At 71.4% G+C, this 22,395-nt stretch carries 20 protein-coding genes; 10 read left to right on the forward strand and 10 right to left on the reverse strand.

What is annotated here, in order from left to right; genetic code table 11:
- The first annotated feature begins 188 nt into the window (after nucleotides 1–188).
- Complete coding sequence (gene paaN / locus JGS22_RS09855) at nucleotides 189–1,904, forward strand: phenylacetic acid degradation protein PaaN (protein ID WP_211039654.1); 1,716 nt, start codon at nucleotides 189–191, stop codon at nucleotides 1,902–1,904.
- Nucleotides 1,905–2,127: 223 nt separating this feature from the next.
- The gene (locus JGS22_RS09860) at nucleotides 2,128–2,541 is read left to right on the forward strand and encodes a VOC family protein (RefSeq protein ID WP_216814922.1); all 414 of its coding nucleotides are present in this window, start codon (nucleotides 2,128–2,130) and stop codon (nucleotides 2,539–2,541) included.
- A 33-nt stretch (nucleotides 2,542–2,574) separates the two neighbouring features.
- On the opposite strand, the gene JGS22_RS09865 is transcribed toward JGS22_RS09860, so the two are convergent.
- The 5 genes from JGS22_RS09865 to JGS22_RS09885 form a co-directional block, all read right to left on the reverse strand.
- On the reverse strand, nucleotides 2,575–3,390 hold the full coding sequence (locus JGS22_RS09865; protein WP_211042661.1) for an APH(3'') family aminoglycoside O-phosphotransferase: 816 nt from the start codon (nucleotides 3,388–3,390) through the stop codon (nucleotides 2,575–2,577).
- 57 nt (nucleotides 3,391–3,447) lie between these two features.
- Nucleotides 3,448–3,642 carry a DUF397 domain-containing protein gene (locus JGS22_RS09870; RefSeq protein WP_211042664.1) on the reverse strand — a complete coding sequence of 65 codons (195 nt, stop codon included), beginning with the start codon at nucleotides 3,640–3,642 and terminating at the stop codon, nucleotides 3,448–3,450.
- A 172-nt stretch (nucleotides 3,643–3,814) separates the two neighbouring features.
- Nucleotides 3,815–4,006, reverse strand: coding sequence for a DUF397 domain-containing protein (locus JGS22_RS09875; protein ID WP_211042666.1), 192 nt, complete (start codon nucleotides 4,004–4,006; stop codon nucleotides 3,815–3,817).
- Nucleotides 3,957–4,184 (reverse strand): Scr1 family TA system antitoxin-like transcriptional regulator, encoded by a 228-nt coding sequence (locus tag JGS22_RS26805; protein WP_211042686.1) that lies wholly within the window; start codon nucleotides 4,182–4,184, stop codon nucleotides 3,957–3,959. Before JGS22_RS26805 ends, JGS22_RS09875 begins: the two co-directional genes overlap by 50 nt.
- Entirely contained in the window at nucleotides 4,184–4,825 is a 642-nt protein-coding gene (locus JGS22_RS09885; protein ID WP_211042669.1) for a helix-turn-helix domain-containing protein, read from the reverse strand. Before JGS22_RS09885 ends, JGS22_RS26805 begins: the two co-directional genes overlap by 1 nt.
- Nucleotides 4,826–5,207: 382 nt before the next feature.
- On the opposite strand from JGS22_RS09885, the gene JGS22_RS09890 reads away from it, so the two are divergent.
- Nucleotides 5,208–5,504, forward strand: coding sequence for a hypothetical protein (locus JGS22_RS09890; RefSeq protein ID WP_211042670.1), 297 nt, complete (start codon nucleotides 5,208–5,210; stop codon nucleotides 5,502–5,504).
- Between the two features lie 406 nt (nucleotides 5,505–5,910).
- On the opposite strand, the gene JGS22_RS09895 is transcribed toward JGS22_RS09890, so the two are convergent.
- The 3 genes from JGS22_RS09895 to JGS22_RS09905 form a co-directional block, all read right to left on the reverse strand.
- Complete coding sequence (locus JGS22_RS09895) at nucleotides 5,911–6,042, reverse strand: putative transporter small subunit (RefSeq protein ID WP_211042672.1); 132 nt, start codon at nucleotides 6,040–6,042, stop codon at nucleotides 5,911–5,913.
- 10 nt (nucleotides 6,043–6,052) lie between these two features.
- The gene (locus tag JGS22_RS09900) at nucleotides 6,053–7,819 is read right to left on the reverse strand and encodes a sodium:solute symporter family protein (protein WP_308405595.1); all 1,767 of its coding nucleotides are present in this window, start codon (nucleotides 7,817–7,819) and stop codon (nucleotides 6,053–6,055) included.
- A 762-nt stretch (nucleotides 7,820–8,581) separates the two neighbouring features.
- The gene (locus JGS22_RS09905; protein ID WP_216814923.1) at nucleotides 8,582–9,103 is read right to left on the reverse strand and encodes a phosphatase PAP2 family protein; all 522 of its coding nucleotides are present in this window, start codon (nucleotides 9,101–9,103) and stop codon (nucleotides 8,582–8,584) included.
- Nucleotides 9,104–9,519: 416 nt separating this feature from the next.
- Between JGS22_RS09905 and JGS22_RS09910 the strand changes: the two genes are divergently transcribed.
- On the forward strand, nucleotides 9,520–10,266 hold the full coding sequence (locus JGS22_RS09910) for a type 1 glutamine amidotransferase (RefSeq protein ID WP_216814924.1): 747 nt from the start codon (nucleotides 9,520–9,522) through the stop codon (nucleotides 10,264–10,266).
- Between the two features lie 170 nt (nucleotides 10,267–10,436).
- Here the strand turns inward: JGS22_RS09910 and JGS22_RS09915 are convergent, their stop codons facing one another.
- Together JGS22_RS09915 and JGS22_RS09920 are read right to left on the reverse strand one after the other, a co-directional pair.
- The gene (locus tag JGS22_RS09915) at nucleotides 10,437–11,549 is read right to left on the reverse strand and encodes an aminotransferase class V-fold PLP-dependent enzyme (RefSeq protein ID WP_211043524.1); all 1,113 of its coding nucleotides are present in this window, start codon (nucleotides 11,547–11,549) and stop codon (nucleotides 10,437–10,439) included.
- A gap of 819 nt (nucleotides 11,550–12,368) precedes the next feature.
- Nucleotides 12,369–12,731 (reverse strand): hypothetical protein, encoded by a 363-nt coding sequence (locus tag JGS22_RS09920; RefSeq protein ID WP_211043526.1) that lies wholly within the window; start codon nucleotides 12,729–12,731, stop codon nucleotides 12,369–12,371.
- 323 nt (nucleotides 12,732–13,054) lie between these two features.
- On the opposite strand from JGS22_RS09920, the gene JGS22_RS09925 reads away from it, so the two are divergent.
- The 6 genes from JGS22_RS09925 (at nucleotide 13,055) to JGS22_RS09950 (ending at nucleotide 22,224) form a co-directional block, all read left to right on the forward strand.
- Complete coding sequence (locus JGS22_RS09925; protein ID WP_211043309.1) at nucleotides 13,055–14,809, forward strand: histidine kinase; 1,755 nt, start codon at nucleotides 13,055–13,057, stop codon at nucleotides 14,807–14,809.
- A complete protein-coding gene (locus JGS22_RS09930) occupies nucleotides 14,806–15,588 on the forward strand; it encodes a response regulator (RefSeq protein WP_211043307.1) in 783 nt (260 codons plus the stop codon). The genes JGS22_RS09925 and JGS22_RS09930 overlap by 4 nt, the downstream gene beginning before the upstream one ends.
- 407 nt (nucleotides 15,589–15,995) lie before the next feature.
- Entirely contained in the window at nucleotides 15,996–16,784 is a 789-nt protein-coding gene (locus tag JGS22_RS09935; RefSeq protein WP_308405596.1) for an ABC transporter ATP-binding protein, read from the forward strand.
- A gap of 321 nt (nucleotides 16,785–17,105) precedes the next feature.
- On the forward strand, nucleotides 17,106–19,697 hold the full coding sequence (locus JGS22_RS09940; protein WP_211040948.1) for an ABC transporter permease: 2,592 nt from the start codon (nucleotides 17,106–17,108) through the stop codon (nucleotides 19,695–19,697).
- 594 nt (nucleotides 19,698–20,291) lie between these two features.
- Nucleotides 20,292–21,323 carry a Clp protease N-terminal domain-containing protein gene (locus tag JGS22_RS09945; protein WP_308405597.1) on the forward strand — a complete coding sequence of 344 codons (1,032 nt, stop codon included), beginning with the start codon at nucleotides 20,292–20,294 and terminating at the stop codon, nucleotides 21,321–21,323.
- Between the two features lie 310 nt (nucleotides 21,324–21,633).
- Nucleotides 21,634–22,224, forward strand: coding sequence for a M23 family metallopeptidase (locus JGS22_RS09950; RefSeq protein WP_211040947.1), 591 nt, complete (start codon nucleotides 21,634–21,636; stop codon nucleotides 22,222–22,224).
- Nucleotides 22,225–22,395: the final 171 nt, after the last annotated feature.

Here is a 22,395-nt window from a genome sequence, read left to right on the forward strand (position 1 = left end):
CCGGCGTCGACGGTGGCCAACACCGGTGCGGGCGGCACCGGCGGCAGCGCCGTCGGCGTGCGGGTCGGGCCTGCTGCGCGCGACTCGTCGGACCCTCTTGTCCCGACCGATCGTTCGGTTACTCTAGCCGGGGAACACAGCCCCCGCCCACCCGTCACCCCGGACGCTCGACGAGGAGATGGTCCCTGATGGCCGCCGCGCTCACCGCACCGCAGTTGATCGAGAAGCACCGTCCCACCCTGGACCAGGCGCTGGACACCATCCGCAGCCGGGCGTACTGGTCGCCGCACCCCGAGCACCCCAAGGCGTACGGCGAGGAGCACGGATCGCTCGGCCCTGCCGAGGGCAAGGCGGCCTTCGACGCACTGCTCGGCGGACGCTTCGAGATCGACCAGCCCGGCACCGAGGGCCGGGTGGGTGGCGAGAAGTCCCCGTACGGCATCGAGCTGGGCGTCACGTACCCGCGGGCAAACCCCGAGGTACTGATTCCGGCCATGCGCGCGGCGATGCCGGACTGGGTCGTGGCGGGTCCGGAGGCCAGGGCGGCGGTCTGTCTGGAGATCATCGCGAGGATCAACGCCCGTACGCACGAGTTCGCCCAGGCCGTCATGCACACCAGCGGGCAGGCGTACCTGATGGCGATGCAGGCGGGCGGCCCGCACGCGCAGGACCGCGGAATGGAGGCGGTCGCGTACGCCTATGTCGAGCAGGTGCGTACGCCCGGCACGGCGCTGTGGTCCAAGCCGCAGGGCAAGCGCGACCCGCTGCACCTGGACAAGCGCTTCACCCCCGTACCGCGCGGTGTCGCGCTCACCATCGGCTGCAACACCTTCCCCACCTGGAACGGCTACCCGGGCCTCTTCGCCTCGCTGGCCACCGGGAACGCCGTCCTGGTCAAGCCCCACCCGCACGCCGCGCTGCCGCTGGCGCTGACCGTACGGGTCGCCCGCGAGGTGCTGGCCGAAGCGGGCTTCGACGCGAACCTGGTGGCGCTCGTCGCCGAGGGCGAGGGTGAGGGCGGCGCCGCGGGGAACACGGGCATCGCCAAGGAGCTCGCGCTCCACCCCGAGGTGCGCATCGTCGACTACACCGGCTCCACCGAGTTCGGCGACTGGCTGGAGGTCAACGCCCGCCAGGCGCAGGTCTACACGGAGAAGGCCGGCGTCAACACCGTCGTGATCGACTCCACCGACGACTACCGCGGGATGCTCGCCAACCTGGCCTTCTCGCTCTGCCTCTACAGCGGCCAGATGTGCACCACCCCGCAGAACCTGCTGATCCCGCGCGGCGGCATCGCCACCGACCAGGGCGAGAAGAGCTACGACGAGGTCACCGCCGACCTCGCGGGCGCCGTCGACAAACTGCTCGGCGACGACGCCCGCGCGGTGGCGATCCTCGGCGCGATCGTCAACCCGGCGGTCGAGGGCCGTGTCAAGGAAGCCGCCTCGTTCGGCGAAGCAGTGCTGGAATCACGGGCGTTGACACACCCCGAGTTCCCCGGCGCGACGGTCCGCACCCCCGTGATGGTCAAGCTGGACAGCGCCGCCGCGGACGCCGCGGACACCTTCCTGAACGAGTGCTTCGGCCCGGTCTCCTTCGCCGTCGCGGTCGACTCGACCTCCGACGCCGTCGCACTGCTGCGCCGCACGATCCGTGAGAAGGGCGCCATGACGGTCGGCGGCTACACCACGGACCCCGCCGCCGAGAAGCTCATCGAGGACGCCTGCCTCACCGAGTGCGCACAGCTCTCGCTCAACCTCACCGGCGGCGTGTACGTCAACCAGACGGCCGCGTTCTCCGACTTCCACGGCAGCGGCGGCAATCCGGCCGCCAACGCCGCCCTGTCCGACGGCGCCTACGTCGCCAACCGCTTCCGCACCGTGGAAGTCCGCCGCCAGGCGTAGCCCGAGTTTCCGCGCCTCCGCGTTCCCGCGCGCTGTGCCGCCGGCCCGCCCCGCCCGCCGGTCTTCAGGACTGCGGGGGCGGGGCGCCGTGGTGCGGGACAGGTGAAGAGGGGCGGGCGACGCGGGGCGTCTCGTGTGGTGCGTCGGGCAGGTCTTCGGTGCGGGGTCGATCGATCGTCGGGTTCGGTGGAACTCGCGGCTGAGGTGCGGGAGGCTGAGGCGCATGGTCTCGGTACTTCAGAACGTGGCGATCGACTGCGCCAACGCCTACGAACTGGCCCGGTTCTGGAGCGCGGTGACAGGCCGCCCGCTGGACCCGGAGGACAGGCCGGGGTCCCGGGAGACGGCCGTGCTGTTGGCCGAGGGCCCGGTGCTCTACTTCAACCAGGTGCCCGAGCCCAAGACCGTCAAGAACCGTCTCCACCTCTGTCTGCGGCCCGAGACCTCCCGCGACCGGGAGGTGGAACGGCTGTTGGGACTCGGTGCGCAACTGGTGGCCGACCGCCGCAACCCCGACGGCACCGGTTGGGCGGTGCTCGCCGACCCCGAGGGCAACGAGTTCTGCGTACTCCGCAGCGCCTCCGACCGGGCGGCCGCGGACGCGGGAGAGACGGACGCGGGGGTGGCGGGCCCGTAGGGGCGGGCGGGACAGTAGCGGTGTGAGGCTGGATCAGCCCCAGGTGAGCGGGTCCAAGTGGAGGTGGAAGCGCAGGCGTTCGGGGTCCGGCACGAGGCCGTACCTGTCCGCGAACGCCCTGTCGGCGTCCGCGGCCCGCCCCTCGTCCGGCCAGGTCTCGCGGGAGTTGGCCAGGAGCAGCGCCAGGTCGGAGTGGCGGTCGGCCGTACCGAGACGTCCGAGGTCGATGAGGCCGGACACGGTCAGGGACCGCGGATCGACGACGATGTTCGGCAGACAGAGGTCGCCGTGGCAGACCACCGTGTCGGCGGTCTCCTGTGCAAGACGTTCCGGCAGCTCGCGGCGGATCCTGGCCAGCAACTCCCTTGGTGGCGACCGCTGTTGCTCGACCGGCAGGAAATCGGGGTTCACGGCGTCACGGCCGACGACTTCGGCCGCCAGATCGACCACGGTCTCCAGGCTCCGCCGGAAGGGACACTCGGCCGCCGGGAGCCCGTGCAGCCCGCGCACTGTGTCGGCGATGCCGGCCCAGGCGCCGTTCAGCTCCCGGGCAGACAGCCGGTCGGCGGTCACGCCCGCAACCGCGCTGGTCACCAGGCATGCGCCCGTATCGCCGGAGCGCCAGTCCAGCACTCGGGGGCCGGGTACGTCCTGGCTTCCCAGCCAGACGAGACGATCCCGTTCGCCCTCCAACTCGGCTGCCGAGGAAGGCGGGACGCACTTCGCGTACCGGTCGCCCTTCGTGCTGCGCAAGACCCGAGCGCCGGACTCGCCCGCTTCGACACGCTCCCACTCCTCCCCGGCCCGGCCGGGCAGCGGGAGCGGGAGAGGACCACGGTCCTCGTTCATCACGGCCTCGCTCCGTTGACGCTCACACCGACGGACACGACAACTGGCCGCGCGACGCTACGACTTGAGGTGCCGCACGAACAGCGTCCATGCCTCCGGGGACACCGCAAGCGAAGGCCGGCGGACCTCCTTGCTGTCGCGGACTGGAACGATGCCGGTGGCCGCGACCGACGGCGCCCATTGCACACAGGAGTCGCCGCCGTTTCCGCTGTAGCTGCTTCTGATCCAGTGGGACGAGGGCTCGGTGGGCATGGACATCCTCTGCGCTCGGTGCGACTTGAGAGGGTGAATGAAGGCGTCCCAGGCACCCGCGGTGGCGACGGACGTCCATGCTGTCGTGTACCGATATGACGACGGGGCCGCGTAAGCGCTGCTGATTGGTGAGGTTCGGAGTCGGGCGACATGAACAACTCACTTGTCCGCGCTACGACTTCAGATGATCAATGAATGTGGCCCACGCATGAGCGGGGACGGGGATGACCGGGAGTCGGGTGTCCTTGCTGTCACGGACCGGCACGACACCGGCTATGCCGTCTGCTACTTCGAGGCAGGCGTTCGAGCCGTTGTCAGAGTGACTGGACTTCCGCCAAGCCGCGTTCGTCAGATCTGCCCGCATTTGCCCATCGCTCCTCGTACTTAAGAATGAAGTGCATCGAGTGGTCCAGGCTCAGAGCGGCGGACCTGGCCATATCGTAGCGGTCTCTCGCCGCCTCGTACTGGTCCGGAGCCTCGATGCACAGACCGGTAAACAGCCCTTCCACATAGGCCATGGGCGGCTGGTCGGCGAAGCGCATCAGGCAGAGAGTGCTGTGGCCGCACCCTGGTTGCCCTGAGCATGCGGAACCACCTGGACGGACGTGACTCCGGCGCGCACCATCGCGCGTAGATGCGCGAGTTGGTGCGCCATGACCTGCGGCCCACCGACGTTCAGGAGCAGTACGGTCTCCGAGACGATGAACAGCGACTCCACTTCCTCGCTGTCCAGTATCTTTCCGCGGGCGACCCTCCGCACAACCTTCTTGTCAAGCTCGTCCTTTGGTGAACGGAGCCTCCCGCCCCTGAAGACCTCCCGGGCGTAATCCGGCGTCTGAAGCAGTCCGGGAACGAAAACTGGCGAGAACTCTTCGATCCGGATGGCTCGTTGTTCGGCCTTGGCGGCCTTGTTGAAGTGCGGAGCGAAGGGCTTGTCCGAGCGGAATCGCTCGAACAGGCCGTTCGTCGAAAGTGCCTGGTCGAGGAGCTTGCAGAACTGAATGCTGGGTGTCCTGCGACCAGCTTCCCAATGCGCGACAAGACTTTCACTGCAGCCTAGCTGCCGGGCCAGGCGGTCCTGGGTCCAGTCCAGAGTCTGTCTGCGGGAGCGCAGTTCTTCTGCGAGCGGGTCGAGCCTCAGGTTCTCGTCGGTTTCATCGGCGTCGTCGATCCCTAGCTGCATATGACAACCCCTTACAACTCAGGCGTAGGGCTGGAGAAGGTTCCAGCCTAGACACAGCTACGCCACTCTGTAAGCCCGCAGCTACAGAAAGTGGTTGAGGGTGAGAGGCCCTCACGTCGGGTGCCACCGCCGTGAGGGCTGAGCCAACGTCCCCTGAGGAGTGTTGACATGGCAGATGGTAGCGAGCCCGTGAGTGATGGAGCCGGGGTGGAACCCACAGGGCCAGTGCCTGGGTCCCCCGCCCCTGGCTTGGTGGTGCTCGACCTGCGGGTGGAACGGGTGGGCGTGGTGCAGGAGGCGGGTTGCGAGACCGTCTGGCTCCGCCCGCGCAGTGGCGGTCGTGAGTGGGAGGGCGTGCCGAGGACCTTCGGGTGGCCGGCACGTGATCGCCGAGGGTCGGAGGAAGCGCGCGGTCGCGGCGGTGGAACGCCTTCGCACGGTGCTGGGCCATGCAGGCGTCTGCCTGCCCGAACTGCGAGTTGAGCCCTGCGTCTGGGACGTCCCGGAGATCGATGGGCCGGTGCGTGTGGTGGAGCTGGGGCAGGTGTTGCCCGAAGTCGTGGACAGGCTCGCCGACTTGCTGGAGACGGGGCTACGGGCCGAGCGGGAACCTCTGCGTCGGCGGCTGCGGGAGGTGAACGAACGCACGGCGAAACGCGGGGAGTTGTGGCTGCAGTGACCGCCGCTCCGCACGCAGCCCGCGACTGAGGCTGCGCGGTACGGCCGCCCAGGGCGTCGTACCGCGCGGTCGTGCGGACTCGGCGGTGGTGTGGTGGACGGACGAGGGGACAGTCTCAACGGCCGTACAACTGTCCGCCGGTCGCCGGTGCGCGGCGAGTCGAGAGCGAAGTACCGCGGGCAGGGAGCGAGGGCAGGGGCGTGCGCCTCACCCGGGGTGGTCGCGCAAGCGGTACGGGTGTCGGTCTCGACGGAGCGACGGGGCGACGGGGCGACGGGGCGCCGGGCGCGCGGGCCGGTCGGCGCCGCAGCGCCAGGGGCCGGCCTGAGGCCCGGCCGCCGCCGTCGGAACGGAGCTGTGGCGGCCACCGCGCAGTACGAGCGCGGAGGCCGCCACCGTCAACCGCTCAGATCATGGGCTTGCCCTCGCGTCGGGCGGCGGCCCACTCGCTCAGGAAGGCCCGCGAGATCACGAACAGCACGCCGGCCACGATCACCGGCCACACAAGGACGTACGCGGTAAGGACAGCAGTGGTCACGGTCTCTCCTCTACTTGGGCTCTGCGGTGTCGGTCGTGCCTGGGGTGCCTGTGGGGCCGGTGGGCTCGGCGGGCTTGCCGCCGTCCGCGTCGCCGTCGGCCCTGCCGTCGCAGTCGGGCCCGTTGGTCGTCGTCTGCGCGTCGGCCTCGTCGAAGTCGCCGGTGCGCTGGGAGAGCAGGGCGAAGTCGAAGGAGTCCTCGCGACGTACGGACATCGACCAGCAGACGATCGTGCTCACCGAGTACGCGACGAGGGAGCCGCACAGCGTGGCGTACTCGTGCAGCGAGCCGATGGCGAACGGCGCTGAGGCCAGGGCCGCCAGGGTACCGACGATCTTCGCGGGTTTGGCGCCGGCGAAGCCGAACACCATGAGGCCGAGAAGGACGCCGATACCGATGACCGACAGGACGTCGACCACGAGTCCGAAAAGACCGTCCGTCGGAATCCAGGAGAACCGGACCGGCAGGAAGACCACGAGCGCCGCGGTCACCGCGGTGGTGAACGCCCGGCCGCTGACCTTGCCCCAGTAGAAGCTGGCCAGTACGGGGAAGACGAGGGCGCCCCAGAGCGCGCCCACGAACACCAGCAGGTCCAGGATGCTGAGTTGGAGGCTGGCGAAGGCCACGGCGACGGCGGTCGCGGCCACCATCGTCAGCCGGCCGACCAGCAGCATCGTCCTGGGGTTGGCCTTCTCCTTGCCGGCCACGTTCTGGCCGTAGACGTCGGCCATCGTGATCGAGGACAGCGCCGAGAGGTCGGAATCGGCGGTGGAGGAGAGCGCCCCGATGATCATGATGAAGAAGAGCGCCAGCAGCACGGGCGGCAGATACTCGGCGGCCATCTGGGGAATGAGGTTGTTCATGTCGCCGTTGGTCGGCTCGACGCCGAGGTAGAGGGCGAGCACGCCGAGCATGCCGATGCCGATCACCATGGCGCCGTAGCCGACGGTCGCGGTGATGAAGGTGGGCTTGATCAGGGACTGCTTCACCGCGAAGAGCCGCTGGGCGATGGTCTGGTTGCCGATCGCGTAGGCGAGCACCGCGGCGATGTAGGGCGCGCCCTGGTTCATGAAGGCTTCACTGGAGAAGAAGCTGCCCTGCTGCGAGGTCAGGTTTCCGGCGCCGCTCTCGAACGCAGCGGGGAATCCGGCCGCGAAGAAGATGAACGGAACGATCACCGCCACGGCGCCCAGCATCGCCACGACCTGTATGAAGTCGGTCAGTACGGATGCGCGGAATCCGGACCACAGGGTGTAGAGCAGAACGCCGGCGGCGACGGTGAAGACACCCTGGATGAAATTGAACGGCGAGAGCAGCGAGATGAGGACGCCGCCCGCGATGAAGTTCGACATCAGGCTGATGACGCTGCCGACCACGTTGGAACCGGCCAGCATCAACTGGCTGGAACGGCCGTGCCGGGCGTACATGACCTCGGCCAGAGTGTGCGCCTTTGGGGCCACTTCGCGGATGCGCTTGCCGAACGGGTAGATGAACAGGATCATCAACGCGCCCCAGAGCCCGTAATGAATCGGCCCCGATATTCCGTAGGTGTACCCCGAAGTGGCGGACGCGTACATCGAGGAGGCCCAGATCCAGGTCGCCGTCATACTGGCGGCCGATATGCCGAAACCGACGTTGTTGCCGGCGGTCATATAGGCGTCCGCGTTCTCGTTCTTCTTGCCTATGCGGCTCGATATCAGAAAGGTCCCCCCGTAGAAGAAGACCAGAAGACCGATTACCGCCACGGCGCTGAAACCTGCGGTCTCCGCTCCGTTCACACGCGCCACCTCCCTTTGGATTTGTGGAGCCCGGCAGGCAGCCGTGGTCGGGCCGCCGACCCGGATGCGAACACGCCCCGTAGCTCGGTCGGCGACCGGGGAGGCTCCGGCCCGGCGGCGTGAACTCCGGCGCCGGGGCGTACTGAAGAAAAGACAGACCCTTTGAGTCTGCAAACCTTCGGCACGTTAACAGCTTGATCCGGCCATCACGGCCGGGGTCTGCTCCTGGTGCTCAAAGTGCGGAAGTTCGCGTTTCATGACATTGCGGGAGAGTACTCAGGTGGCGGTTTGGGTGGTACTGCCGAAAAGTCACGTACTGCAGGGTCTTTGCGCGCACTCGTTCACAAGTCACAAGTGCGACGTCAAGTTCCCTGCGGTGTAGTAAAGATCACCGGTGTCGGTGATGCGCTGTCGGTCGCGGTCGCGGTACGGCCCCGACCACGACTACCGCAGGTGACCGGACCCCTGGGGGCGGGTGATCACGAGAACGCGGTTGTGGATGAAGTGAAGCGGGGGGACGCGGCCGTCGGACGGTGATGTGCACCTCGGCTTTACGGGCCGGGACCCTCGGTGTTCGCGCCGCGTCCGGTGAAGTGGATCGGCGAATTCGGCACCGGGGAGGGGCGGGGGACGGAAGGGTTCCGTTTCTTCGGTTTCCCCCGGGTGCCCGCGGAATTCCCTTTATGGATGTGCGAAAGGGCGGACGTGCGAATCGGTGGATGTACGAGGCGGCCGGGGGCGCGAGCGGGGGCTGTGCGTCGCTCAGCGGCCCGGGGTGGCGGTGCGGTCGGTGCGGCCCGACCCGTCCCGGGTGACGAGCGTCCAGGTCGCGATCGACGCACAGGCGACGCCGGTGCCGAGCAGCGCCCCGGCCAGGGTGTCCGTCGGCCAGTGCACGCCGAGGAACATCCGGGTGAAGCAGACGCCGGCGACGGAGACCGCGGTCACGACGACGGCGAACACCCACCACGCACGGGCGAGTTGGGTTCGGCGTGCCAGCCACAGCAGGAGCACACCGCTCGCGGCGGCGGTCATCGCGTGGCCCGAGGGGAGGGCGTGGAGAGAGGCCGAGTCCACGGGGTGCTCCCACACCGGCCTCTCGCGTCCCAGCGCGGAGCGCAGAGCCGTCCTCCCGCCCCACTCGACCGCGCTTGTGCCCGCCACCCACAGGCCGAGGAGCTTCTGCCCGCGTGCGCAGAGCAGGACCACCGCGACGAGCAGCAGACCCCGCATCGTCCACGGGTCCCAGAACCAGTCGGTGAGGATCCGGTTCGCATGCGCCAACCCGTCGTGTTCCAGAGCCAGTTGGTGCAGGTGGGCCGCGATGTGCCGGTCCGCGCGCAGCAGTGGCTGCCAGCCCGCCGTGACCAGGGCCGCGACGGCTGCCGCCCCGGCGATCAGTACGGCCGCGGCCTTTCCCGCAGGCTCGGCGAACCACTCCGCGATACGAGCGCCGCAGCCACCGCCCGCACCCGGCGCCGCGCCCGTGGTGGCGTACGGGGCGGCGTGCGGTGGCGTACCGAGTGCGGAGCCGGACCCGAGTGCGGAGCCGGGGACCCGGATGAGGAACCGGACCCGGATGAGGAACCGGACCCGGATGAGGAACCGGGTGGGGAATCGGTGCCCGTCATCTGGGGTGACGCACCCCGTCCTAGGGTCGGTTGGCCACTGGCCCCGTGTTCTCCGGAGAGGACGAAGAAATGACCGCCGGCCCCTCGCCGTCACCGCGTGTGCTCGTTGTCCGCAACTCCGAGGGCAGCGCGCCTCGGCGCCTGCTGCCCTGGCTCGCCGAGGAGGGCGTGGCCTGCGAGGAGGTCGAGGGGCGCGACGTACCCACGGTCGCGGACGGCTACGACGGTGCGGTGCTGCTCGGCGGCGGCTTCATGCCGGACGACGACCTGCGGCGTCCGTGGTTGGCGCGCGAGCGCGCTCTCGCCCGTCGGGCGGTCGACGACGGCGTACCGCTGCTCGGCATCTGCCTGGGTGCGCAGCTGTTGGCGGTCGCGCGGGGCGGTGCCGCCGCGAGCAGCCACGGTGTGCCGGAGCGCGGTTCGTGTTCGGTGCAGCTGCTCGCGGAGGCGAAGGAGGACGAGCTGCTGAACGACCTGCCGGCGCACTTTCCCGTGATCCAGAACCATCGCGACCAGATCACCGAACTTCCGCCGGGCGCCGTGCACTTGGCGCGCAGCGAGGCCTGTCCGGTGCAGGCGTTCAGAGTGGGCGACCGGGCGTGGGGCGTGCAGTTCCACCCCGAGGTCGACGCCGCCCGGCTGGCCCGGTGGGACGAGAGCGCGCTGACGGAGGAGGGCCTGGACCTGGACGCGCTGCGCGGGCGGGCGGAGCAGGCCGAGCCCGAAAGTGCCCGTGCCGCACGGCAGTTGGTGGCGAACTTCGCGGCCGTGGTGCGCACGTACGCCGCCGGGCGCCGCTCGTCGGCCGCCGGGTAACCGGCCCGCGCCCGAGAGCGCCCCGCAGACAGCGGGGCCCACGGGCGCGGGCCGCCTGCTGCCCTGCTGTCCGTACGCCACTGACCCCGGGCGGACGGGCGTCGACCGTACGGCCTGGGCGGCTGCCGCTTCGACGGGCGTCCGGAGCAGGGGGCGGCGGCCCGACGGGGTCAACTGCGGAGTGTCGCAAGGGCTTTGGCCACCTGCTCGACGACTGTCGGCGGGGTGGAGGCGTGCGGGGAGAGCCGCAGCGAGTCGGCGCGGACGGTCGGCGTGACGCCCTCGGCGTGCAACGCCTCGGCGACGCGGGCCGGTTGGTGGCCGGGGAGAGTGAAGGAGAGAATGCCCGCCCGGTGCGCCGGGTCGGTCGGGGAGAGCAGCTGGGCGCCGTACTCCCGTACCGCGTCGGTGAGTTCGGTGACGCGAGCGGAGACAAGGGCCTCGATCGCCGGCACGGTGTACCGCTCGACCAGCTCCAGAGCCGCGACGAAGGAGGCAGCCGTCACCGGGCTGAGGTTGGTGATCGACCAACGCCGCGCGTCCGGTGCGGGCGGGTGCTCCTCGCCGTCGAAACGGGCGACGTCCTCGACGCCGGTCCACCCGGTGAGCACCGGCTCAAGGAGCTCCAGGGCGCGGTCGGAGAGTACGGCGAAACCGGTGGACCAGCCGGCGCGAAGCCACTTCTGCCCGCCCGTGACCACCACGTCCGCCACTTCCCACGGCATCGCCGCGACGCCGAACCCCTGGATGGCGTCCACGATCAGCAGCCGGTCCGGACCGATCACCTCGCGCAGCGCGGCCAGATCGACGCGGAAACCGGTGCGGAAGTCCACCGCACTGACCGAGAGCGCCACGACGTCGTCGGTGAGCGCGGCGCGGACCCGTTCCGGTGTCACGCCGCCGCCGGGCCGCGGTTCGAGCCGACGCGGTGCGCTCCGCCCCAGCTCCGCCGCGCGGCGCCACGGATAGAGGTTGGACGGGAACTCGGTGCGCGACACCAGCACCGTGCCCGCGCGCACGCCGAGCGCGGCGTGGAAGAGGCCGGTCGAGGTGTTGGGCAGCAGCACCGTGTGCTCGACGTCGGTGCCCGCCAACCGGGCAGCCGTTCGGCGCGCCCGATGCTCGGTCTCCATCAGCACGTTCACGGTGGTGTGGTCGGCGCGCGCCGACTCCTCCGCCGCCCGTGCGAGCGCGGCGACCGCCTCACCGGACGGCGGGCCGAAACGCGCGAAGTCGAGGTAACCGGCCGGGGCGTCGAAGTGGTCGGCGTACGAAGCGGACACGGAACACGTCCTTTCACGGCGGAACGTACGGGCTGCGGGGCGGTCGGGCTGCGGTTCGTGGCTGAGGGAACGGGCCGTGCGCGGGGCACAGGCGCCCGCGCACGGCGCACGTCGTGCGTCTCGTCTCGTCGCACGCTACGCGTCGCGCGCGGGCCCTCGCCCCCGCACCAGCCGCGCCCCCGCGCCCGACCCGTACAGAAGTGCGGTCGGGCCGGCCCCGGATTCCGTGTGCACCTTGCCTGTTCTTACCGGTGGTTCCTGTGCAGAATGAGCAACAACGAGCTCAGGCTTAGGAGTTCGCCACCCCCCAGCCGCCAGCGCGGCGGCGGCGGAACACACCCACCGCCGCGCTGGCACACCAACCGGGGTCTCTCGTGCGCGAGTTGTGCGCTGCTCGGCTCCGCAGCGCCCCCGCGGAACACCGTCTCGCTCTTCTGCGCCGCCATGCGCCGCACTTGCCACAGCTCCCGCCGGCTTTCCTTACGCGAATCACCGGGAAGCCCTGGCTCGGGCCACGAGGTGTGCGACGGCGGATGTCGAGCACGCGCCGCCGAACCCGCACAGTTCGGTTTCGAAGCTGGTGCCGTGTGCTGCTGACCGCTCACGGGCAGGGCCCGGTGGGCGCCGGTACGCGGTGAGCACCGTCTTCCCCAACTCCTCGCGGCGCAGGCGGAGTTGGATCCGTGTCCGGTGAGCGGCCGAACGCGCGCTGAGGGCCGTTCTCGACGCCGCGGCACAGCGTCGTACCGCAGCGATGGCCGGTACGGTCGTCGGCCCGGTTCTGTCGAGCCGGACGCCGGCGGGTGGGCCGGTGGGCGCTCAGCCGGCGTGGGTGGCGAGTTGCTTGATCTTCTCGAACGGGTAGCCGCCGATGACCTGCACCACAAGCAGGTACGCCGCCAGCACGGCCAGCGGCAGGAGGTCCAGCTCGCCGCCGTCCGGGTCGACGATCACCCGGTAGAGCGGCAGCAGCGGGGCCGCGCTCAGCGCTGCCGCGCCGGTGCACCAGAAGGCGACCAGGCTGTGCGCGCGAGCGAGCAACTGCCGGTCCGCACAGACCGGTTCGGGGATCTCGAACCCCAGGAAGCGGTCGGCCACCGAGCCGCGGAAACCGATCACCGCCAGCATCAGATACACCACGGCCATCACCGTGAAGCTGAACAACAGAAACAGGGCGACCATGGGAAGCCTTCGAACGCGCGGTGGGTGGGTCCGGCGACCGCCGGGACAGGACCTCACATCTTCTGCCCCGATTCTGCGTTTGCACGCCCTCCCACGGCACGACCTCCGCCCCCGCCGACCGGCGGGGCCACCCCGCGCAGCTCCCACCGCCCGTACGGGGCGGGCCGCCTCCGCGTCACCGCACCTCCGTGAGACGCGCCCCCGCGTGCTCCGCCCGCCCCGCCCGGGCCCGCCGGCCGCACCTGCGGCCTCTCCCGAAAGTCGGAGGGCGGGTCCGACTCAGGACGCAGGGAATCCGGCGCCGCGCCCCTGACAATTGACCCATGCCCCGCACCATCCGAAGTCCCTTCACCGCGCCCGGCGAACAGGGCGGGAAACGGTGGCGTGCGGCCCTTGAGGCGTTCGGCGTCGGCGTGCCGCTGGTGCTGAGCGAGTTGGCGGTGCACGAGGCGAGTGCCGGATTTCCGCTGCCGGTGCTGCTGGTGCTCGGTATCGCCGTCATCTGCCTCTTCGTGGTCCGCCGCCGCTTCCCCGCGTCCAGTCTGCTCGGCGTCGCCGCGCTGCTGTCGGTGCTGCTCTCGGCCGGTCTGCCCGCGGCGATGGTGTCGTACGGCGCCGCGCGGCAGATGGTTCCGTCCCGCAGACGGATGCTGGTGCTGTTCGGTTCGTCGGTGCTGCTGATCGTGCTCAGTACGGGACTGGCTCCGCTGATCGGCATGGGCGGCCACGGCTACGGGCTCGCCATGGGCTCGGTCTTCGCCACCACGACGATCATCGTGCCCGGCCTCGTCGGCACGGCGGCCGGCCAGCAGGACCGGCTGCTGGAGGCGCTCAAGGAGCGGGCGGCGGCGGCCGAGGAGGCCCGTCGGCTGGTCGACAGCGAGTCGCGGACCCACGAACGTTCGCGGATCGCCGCCGAGATGCACGATCTCGTCGGGCACCGGCTGTCGCTGATCTCGCTGCACGCGGGCGGGTTGGAGATGGCGCTCGGCAAGCAGGCGCCCGAGCTGCGCGACGAGGCCACCGTGGTGCGCCGAGCCACCGGTGACGCGATGCGCGAGCTGCGTGAAGTCCTGGGTGTGCTGGGCCCGTTGAGCCGCGACACCGGTACGGCGGCGCTGACCGACACCACCGGTACGCGGTCCGACATCGAGGCGCTGGCCGAGGAGTCGCGTCAGGTCGGCATCCCGGTCGACCTCGGCTGGGACGGCCCCGACCTGGACAGCCGTTCGGCCTCGGTGCGGCGCGCGGTGCACCGGGTGGTGCGCGAGTGCCTGACCAACGTGCACCGGTACGCCACCGGGGCCCGGGTCGCCGTGACCGTGCGGCACACCGAGGAACGGATCGACGTCCAGGTCCGCAACGGTGTTCCGCCGAAGCCGCCGTCCGCGAGCACCGGTCTGGGCTCCGGCCGCGGGCTGCCCGGTCTGCGGGAGCGCGTCGGGCTGCTCGGCGGCTCGCTGGAGGCGGCACCGACGGCGGGTGGCGGCTTCGCGGTGACCGCGCTGATCCCCACCGAGCCCGATCCGAACGCCGCGACCGGCGACCCCGACCGGCCGGACGGCGGGAACGGGTCGTACGACACCGCGTACGAGGGCGGCGAGCAGGGCGCGCACCTCTCCGGCGGCAGAGGTTTCCTCGACCGCTTCCAGCGGCGGTTCCTCGCCGGGCTGACCGGGCTGCTCGGCCTGACCGGGGTCGGGGTGATGATGCTGTTCGGGGCGGTGCTGGTCGAGGAGGCCAGGGTCTCGAACCAGCCGGTGGCACGGGAGGATCCGCGGCTCGGGATGACCATGGACGAGGTCACCGAGTCCGTGTACGGCGACAGCGCCGAGGTTCGGGCCGCGGCCACCGGCAGCGAGCCCCCGCGGCCGGACTTCGTGACCAGCTGCATCTACCCGACGGTCGGTACCGAGGAGCTGCCCGACTGGGAGTACCGCTACTCCTCGGAGGGCGCGGAGTCCGAGACGACCCATCTGCGGATCACCCGCTACTGCTTCCGGGGCGAGAGACTGGCCGACATCGAACGTTTCATCGTGCCGTTGGTGTCGCGGACACCACCCTGGGAGACCCCATGACCGATCAGACCGCGCCCGCACCGCCCGCCTTCGACGCCCCGCGTCCCATCCGGGTGCTCCTCGCCGACGACGAGGAGATGATCCGGCACGGCGTGCGGCTGATCCTGCGTCACGCGGAGGGCATCGAGGTGGTTGGCGAGGCGGTCAACGGGGAGGAGGCGGTGCGGGTCGCCGCCGAAACCCGTCCCGACGTGGCGCTGATCGACATCCGGATGCCGGTGCTCGACGGACTGGCCACCATCGAACGGCTGGTGGCGCTCGACCCGAGCCCGCAGGTCGTCATGCTCACCACCTTCGGCGACGACGACAACGTCACCCGGGCGCTGTGGTCCGGCGCGACCGGCTTCCTCCTCAAGGACGACGGGCCGCAGGAACTGATCACCGCCGTACGGGCCGCGGCGGGGGGCGACGCGGTGCTCTCGCCCGGAGTCACCGGCGCGGTCATCGCCCGTATGCTGCGCGGCGGTTCGCGCACACCGGCCACCGCGCCGGCCACCGCGCCGACCGGCCGCGGACCGGCCGGCCGCGGCGCCTCCCCGGCCGGCAACGGACCGGGCGGCGGCAACGGGCCCGCGGACCGCCTGACCGGTCTGACCGAGCGCGAACGCGAAGTCCTGCTGCTGCTCGGGCGCGGGCTGGCCAACGGCGACATCGGCCGCCAACTGGGCATCGGCACGGGCACGGTGAAGAGCCACGTCAGCGCCATCCTGGAGAAGACCGGCACGGAAAGCAGGGTGCAGGCCGCGCTCCTGGCCCACCAGGCCGGGATGGTCGGCTGAGCCTGCCGCGCAGGACACCCGCACCGGTCGGTCCCGCCGGAGGGGGCGACCGAACGCGACCGAACGCGCCCCGACGCGTGGGGACGTGGGTACGAGATGCGTGCGTGGACGTACGACGCGCCCGGCCGAGGGCCTACGCGCTGCGGGCGCGCAGCCGTACGACCGGCGTACGAGCGGCGGGCGGTGGCCGAGCGCCCCGGTGCGGAGCCGAGCCGGTCCTCCGACCGAAGACAGGGGCCGGCCCTCTGCCCAAGGGCAGAGGAGAGGTCCGTCGCAGGGTGTACGCGGGGCCCGGCGCCCAACCTTGGACGGGCCCCGGTTTCGGCACCTGAGACCTATGTTTCCGAGGGTCCGCCGGGCCGAGCATGGAGGAACCCAGCCGACCCGTCGACCAACCGGGAGCCTCCATGAGCGCCATGTACGCCGCCCTCACCGCCAACTCCCTCCACACGCCGTCCCGTTCGGCCGCGGAGGCGACAGAGCTCACCAAGATCTACGGCGAGGGCGACACCCGCGTCGTCGCGCTCGACTCCGTCTCGGTCGGCTTCGAACAGGGCCGCTTCACCGCGATCATGGGCCCCTCCGGCTCCGGCAAATCGACGCTGATGCACTGCATGGCCGGCCTCGACTCGATCTCCGCGGGCAGCGCCCGGGTCGGCGACACTGAGCTGTCCGGTCTCGACGACCGTGCGCTCACCCGGCTGCGCCGGGACAAGATCGGCTTCGTCTTCCAGGCGTTCAACCTGCTGCCGACGCTCACCGCGCTGGAGAACATCACGCTGCCGCTGGCCATCGCCGGGCGCAGCGCGGACCAGGAATGGCTGGACACCGTCGTCACCACCGTGGGGCTCTCCGGACGCCTCGCCCACCGCCCCGCACAGCTCTCCGGCGGCCAGCAGCAGCGGGTCGCGGTGGCGCGCGCCCTCGCCTCCCGGCCGGACATCGTCTTCGCCGACGAGCCGACCGGCAACCTCGACTCCCGCGCGGGCGGCGAAGTCCTCGGCTTCCTGCGGGAGTCGGTGCGGCAGTGGGGCCAGACGGTCGTGATGGTCACCCACGACCCGGTGGCCGCCTCGTACGCGGACCGGGTGGTCTTCCTCGCCGACGGGCGCCTCACCGACCAGCTGATGGACCCGACCGCCGAGAGCGTGCTGGACCGCATGCGCCACTTCGACACCGCCGCGCGTACGAGCTGACCGCCCCCGGCCGCGTACCGCCGCCGCGCACCCCCGGCCGCGTACCGCCGCCGCGTACCGCCGCCGCGCACAGCGGCCGGTCCCGCGCCCCGTACGGCGGCCGGGCCCGTACCGGCTCCGGCTGCGATCGGCGTCGGCTCCGACCGGCTCCCCTCCGCCGGCGCCCGGCACCGGCCCCTACGCGCCGCCCACCCGTACGCGCCGCCCACCCGTAGCCGCCGCCCGCCCGTGCGCGGCGCCGGCGCCCCGTACCTGCCGCTCGATCCGTACTCGCGGGCTCCGGCCCGCCCCTTCCGCTTACCTCCTCAGGACTGAGACCCCATGCTGCGTACAGCTCTGCGCAATCTCCTCGCGCACAAGGCACGGTTGAGCATGACCGCCCTGGCGGTGCTGCTCGGTGTGGCCTTCGTCGCCGGCACCCTCGTCTTCGGTGACAGCGTCACCCAGGCGTTCCGCAACGCCTCCACCAAGAACCTGGACGGTGTCGCCGTCTCCGTGCAGGCCGAGTACGTCTCCACGGACGGCTACGCCTTCGCCGACTCCGGCGAACCGGCGGAGACCGAGCTCACGACCGAACTGGCCGACCGGGTGCGGAAACTGGACGGCGTCAGCGCCGTGCACCCCGTCGTCAACGGCAACGCGACCCTCGCGGCCAAGGACGGCAGCCCGTACAACGCCCAGTACTCCTGGCAGAACCTCGCCGTCAACTGGGTGCCCAACTCCGAGTCGAGAACCGGTGGTTCGGACTCCGGCAAGGCGTCGCAGGACAGCCGGTACCCGCTCGCCGAGGGCCGCGGCCCCGCCGCCGAGAACGAGATCGCGCTCGACAGCAGCACCGCGGACGGCGCGGGCTACGAGGTCGGCGACACGGTCCGCTTCGCCACCGACGGCCCGACCCTCACCAAGAAGCTGGTCGGCATCGTGAAGACCGACGATCCGCGGGTCACCGCGGGCGGCACCCTCGCGCTCTTCGACACCGCGACCGCACAGAAGCTCTTCCTGCACGAGGGCCAGTTCCACGAGCTGACCGTCTCCTCCACCCCAGGCACCGACAACGAGGCGCTGACCGCCGCGGTCGCCGAGGCGCTGCCCGCGGACAGCGCCACCGCCACCAGCGGCGCCCGGCTCGCCGACGAGCAGGCCAAGCAGATCGCCGACTCCACCAAGGCGCTCACCCAGACCCTGCTGGTCTTCGCCGGTATCGCGCTCTTCGTCGGCATCTTCCTGATCGCCAACACCTTCACCATGCTCATCGCCCAACGCAGCCGGGAAATCGCCCTGATGCGCGCGGTCGGCGCCAGCCGCCGCCAGGTCGTACGGTCGGTGCTGGTCGAGGCCGGACTGCTCGGCCTGGTCGCCTCCGCGGTCGGCTTCGCGCTCGGCATCGGCATCGCCGCCGCGCTGCGTCCGCTGCTCAACTCCTCCGGCGCCGGTCTGCCGTCGGGCCCGCTGGTGATCTCCGGTGCGACGGTCGCCTGGTCGCTGGTGGTCGGCGTGGTCGTCACAGTGCTGGCCGCCTGGCTGCCCTCCCGACGTGCCTCGCAGATCGCGCCGATCGAGGCCCTGAACTCCGTCGACCTGGCGCCTCCGGTGCGCGCCATGCGGCTGCGCAACATCCTGGGCGGGGTCGTCACCGGCCTCGGCGTGCTGATCATGCTCTACCTCTCCACCCTGAAGCGGGTCGAGGAGAGCGAGCTGATGGTCGCCATGGCCGGCTCGGCGCTCACGCTCACCGGAATGATCATGCTGGCCCCGCTGCTCTCCCGGCCGCTGGTCAACCTGATGGGCCGGCTCACCACCCGGTTCTTCGGCATCGGCGGCAAGCTGGCGCAGGAGAACGCGCTGCGCAACCCGCGCCGCACCGCGGCCACCGCCGCCGCGCTGATGATCGGGCTCACCCTGATCACCGGTCTCAGCGTCGCCGGCCACTCCACCGAGATCGCGGTGAAGGAGGAGGCCGTGAAGGGAATGACCGCCGACTACAAGGTCACCATGGAGCGGGGCATGGACCCCGCGCTCGGTGACCGGATCGCCGGCGTGGACGGCGTCGAGCACGCCGCGCCGATGGCATCCGCCAGCATCGAGGCGTCGGGACGGTTCGCGATGATGACCGGCGCCGACCCCGAGAAGCTCGGCGAGGTCCTCGACCTGGAGTTCAGCAGCGGTTCCCTCGCGGACGTCGGGCCCGGCCGGATCGCCGTCTCCGAGTCCTTCGCCGAGGAGGCCGGACTGGCCGAGGGCGACACCGTGACCACTGTGGTGGGCACCGGCGAGCACACCGCGAAGCTCACCGTTGTCGGCGTCTACGGGGACACCCGGCTGGTCAGCAACGCGATCGCCACCATGGACGACGTCCTCCCGCACACCTACGACGGCACACTGGACAGCGTGCTGGTCAAGGGCGACGGCGGCGCGCTGGAGGCGGACCTCCGCGAGGCGCTCGGCAACAGCCCGCTGCTGAAGGTCCGCAGCCCGGAGCAGCTGACGAAGGACGAGGCCGGCTCCATCGGCGCCATGCTCAACATGGTCTACGGCCTGCTGGCGATGTCGTTGATCATCGCCGTCCTCGGTGTCGTCAACACCCTGGCCATGTCGGTCTTCGAGCGCACCCGAGAGATCGGCCTGCTGCGCGCCATCGGGCTGGACCGCAAGGGCGTACGGCAGATGGTGCGGCTGGAGTCCGTGGTCATCTCGCTCTTCGGCGCGGTTCTCGGAATCGGCACCGGCATCTTCCTCGCCTGGTGCGGCGGCGGCATGACCGAGTCCTCCCTCGCCACGTACGAGACCGTTCTCCCCTGGGTGCGGCTGGGACTGTTCCTTCTCGCGGCGCTCGCCACCGGTGTGCTTGCCGCTCTCTGGCCGGCCCGCCGCGCGTCCCGGCTGAACACCCTCCAGTCGCTCGCCGCCGACTGACGCGAGCGCCCAACCCCAGGTTCGCGCACGGGAGTTGCCGCCCGGTCACCCCGAAGCCCGGCGGCGCGCAGGACCCCGGCGCGCGTGGAGGAACCCCCGGCCCAGCCGCCGGGGGTTCCTCGGCGTCGCGGTCCCGTCGTGCCGGGCGGCCCCACCCGGCAGCGGTACGGGCGGGGCGGGACCGTACGGTGCGCCCCGCCGTACGGTCCCGCCGTGTCCGCGGCGCCGTGCCGCGCCCGTCGTGCCGCGCCTTGTCCGCCTTGTCCGCCGTGCCGCGTCGCGCCCGTCGTGCCGCGTCTGCGGTGAACTGCCTTCGCGGTGGCGCCGATCGGTGGCTGCGGGACGGCTCGTCCGTCTCTTTCGTCGCCGTGCGCCGCGACCAAAGTGGCCGATCCGCCGCGGTCCGGCTCCCACCTCCGGGTGATGCGGCGGCGGGCGCGCGGCGGAAGACTTCGGGGCAGAGCGCGGATCCGTACGCCGCGACGGGCCCGCCCGGAGCGCCGTACACGTGGCCGCCGGAAGGGCCGTACGACCGGGGCGACCGGCGGCGCCGTACACACCGCGAGACCGCGAGACGACAGGGAGGACGGTCCAGTGCCGACAGCGATGGAGCCCGACTGGGGCATGACGGGCGTGCTGGGCGGAGCCCGGGGCGCCCGCGGGAACGACGAACTGATCGGTACGCAGCACCTGCTCGCGGCCACCGCCTCCGGCAAGGGCCCGGTGCGGGACGCGCTCGCCGACGAGGGCGTCACCAGGACCGCCGTGTTCGCGGTGCTGCGCGACGGTATGGAGGTCGACGACGCATGGAGCGGCGCGGACGACCTGAACCGGAGCGTCTCGGGCGCCGAGATCCTGGGGGAGCACGGCGACGAGCGCACCAGGTTCACCGGCGCCGCCGCCGACGCACTCACCGCGGCGATGGAGCTGGCCCGGCAGGAGGACGCGTCGAAGTTCGGCCCCGCCCATCTGCTGCGCGCGCTGCTGGCCGAGGAGAACCACGCCGCCGAACTGCTCTCCAAATGCGGCACGACTCCCGAGGCCGTGCTGAACCGGCTCGACGGCGGTCCCGGTTCGGGGGACGACGACCTCGACCCACTGCTGCGCCCCACCCGCGACGCGCTCCTCAACCGCGCCCAGTACCGGCGGATGCCCTTCTGGCAGCGCTGGGTCTCCCGGTGGGGCAACATCAACTGGGCGGCCAGGCCCACCGAGTGGATCCCCTGGGAGGCGCAGGAGCAGGCCCACCGCCGCGGCGAGGAGGCCCTGGGCACCGAGCACGTACTGCTGGCGGTACTGGCCACCCACGCGGTGGCCGAACGCCACCCGCACCTCGCGGGCGAGGGCGGGTCCGCCGGTGATCGGTACGCGGGCGGGGCCCGGCTGGTGGACCGCGGCCTGGACCACGCCGCGGTCCACCGGGCCCTGGAGGACGGCTCGTTGATCCTGCCGCCCGACCCGCGCCCGGCGCAGCAGTACCTGGACGAGGCGAGGGCCGCCGACGGCACCTCGCCGGCGGACGCCCCGGGCACCGGGCCGCTGGTGGACGCGCTGCTCAGCGAGGACACCCGGGCACGTCGCCTGGTCGAGCACCTCGCAGCCACCTCCACCGAACCGCCCGTCTGACGCGCCGCCGTACGCGCTCCCGACACCCTCCCGACGGCGCGGCCGACAGGCGGTGCACGTCCCCGGGCCGACGCAACCCCGCGGACCAAGGCCCGCGGACCCCCTGCGGACACACCCCCTGCGGACACATCCCCTCCTCCGGACACATCCCCTCCTCCGGACACACCCCCTCCGAACGCGAACTCCGCGGACGCGCCCCTCCGGACACGAATCCCGTCCGGAGGGGCGAATCCTGCGGCGGCCAACGGGTAGGCTCCCCGCTTCACTGGCAGGAGCATGTCAAGCAATCCGATCTCGGAGGCCGCCCCCCATGAAGAAGCGAACCGGCATCGTGCCGGCCATGATCCTGATGGCAGGACTCGCGGCACCGTCCGCATCCGCCGCGGGCACGACCGACGCCACCGCGGCCGACCAGCGCGCGCAGGCGACCAACTTCCAGCTCCCCTTCACCTGCGGAGACCCCTGGCGGCTCGACACCTGGGGCCACAACCCCGCGCTGGACATGGTCGCCGAGCCGGACCAGCACGGGACCGAGGGAGCGCCGCTGCTCGCCTCCGAGGCCGGCACCGTCAACCTCTCCTTCTGGCACGACAACGCGGGCAACGTCGTCCAGATCGACCACGGCGGCGGGTACTTCACCACCTACATCCACCTGGAGTCACGTTCGGTGGAGGTCGGCGACACCGTGGCGCAGGGAGCGGGCATCGGCTTCGTCGGCCGTACCGGCGCGGGTGCCAACGACCACCCGCACCTCCACTTCGAGCTGGGCATCGACGCCGACGGCGACGGACAGGCGTCCTGGGGCGCCGCCGGCTCCGAGCGTGTCAACGCCGTCTTCGACGGGGTCGAGTACGCGGGTGCGGCCCAGACCTGGCGGGACGTCGTCAGCAACAACTGCTGACCGACGGATCCCCTGCGCGCGGACGCCGGTCGACCACCCGTACGGGTCGGCCGGCGTCGCAGGTCCGGGCCGGATGGCGGCCCCGCGGGCCGGACATGCCCCGCATTCACCGTGTGAGGGTCGTTACATGCGTCACTGATGCGTTTGGGGAGCAAGCGGTTGGGCAGCGGC

Origin of the sequence: Streptomyces tardus (assembly GCF_018101125.2) — a bacterium.
GTDB lineage: Bacteria > Actinomycetota > Actinomycetes > Streptomycetales > Streptomycetaceae > Streptomyces > Streptomyces tardus.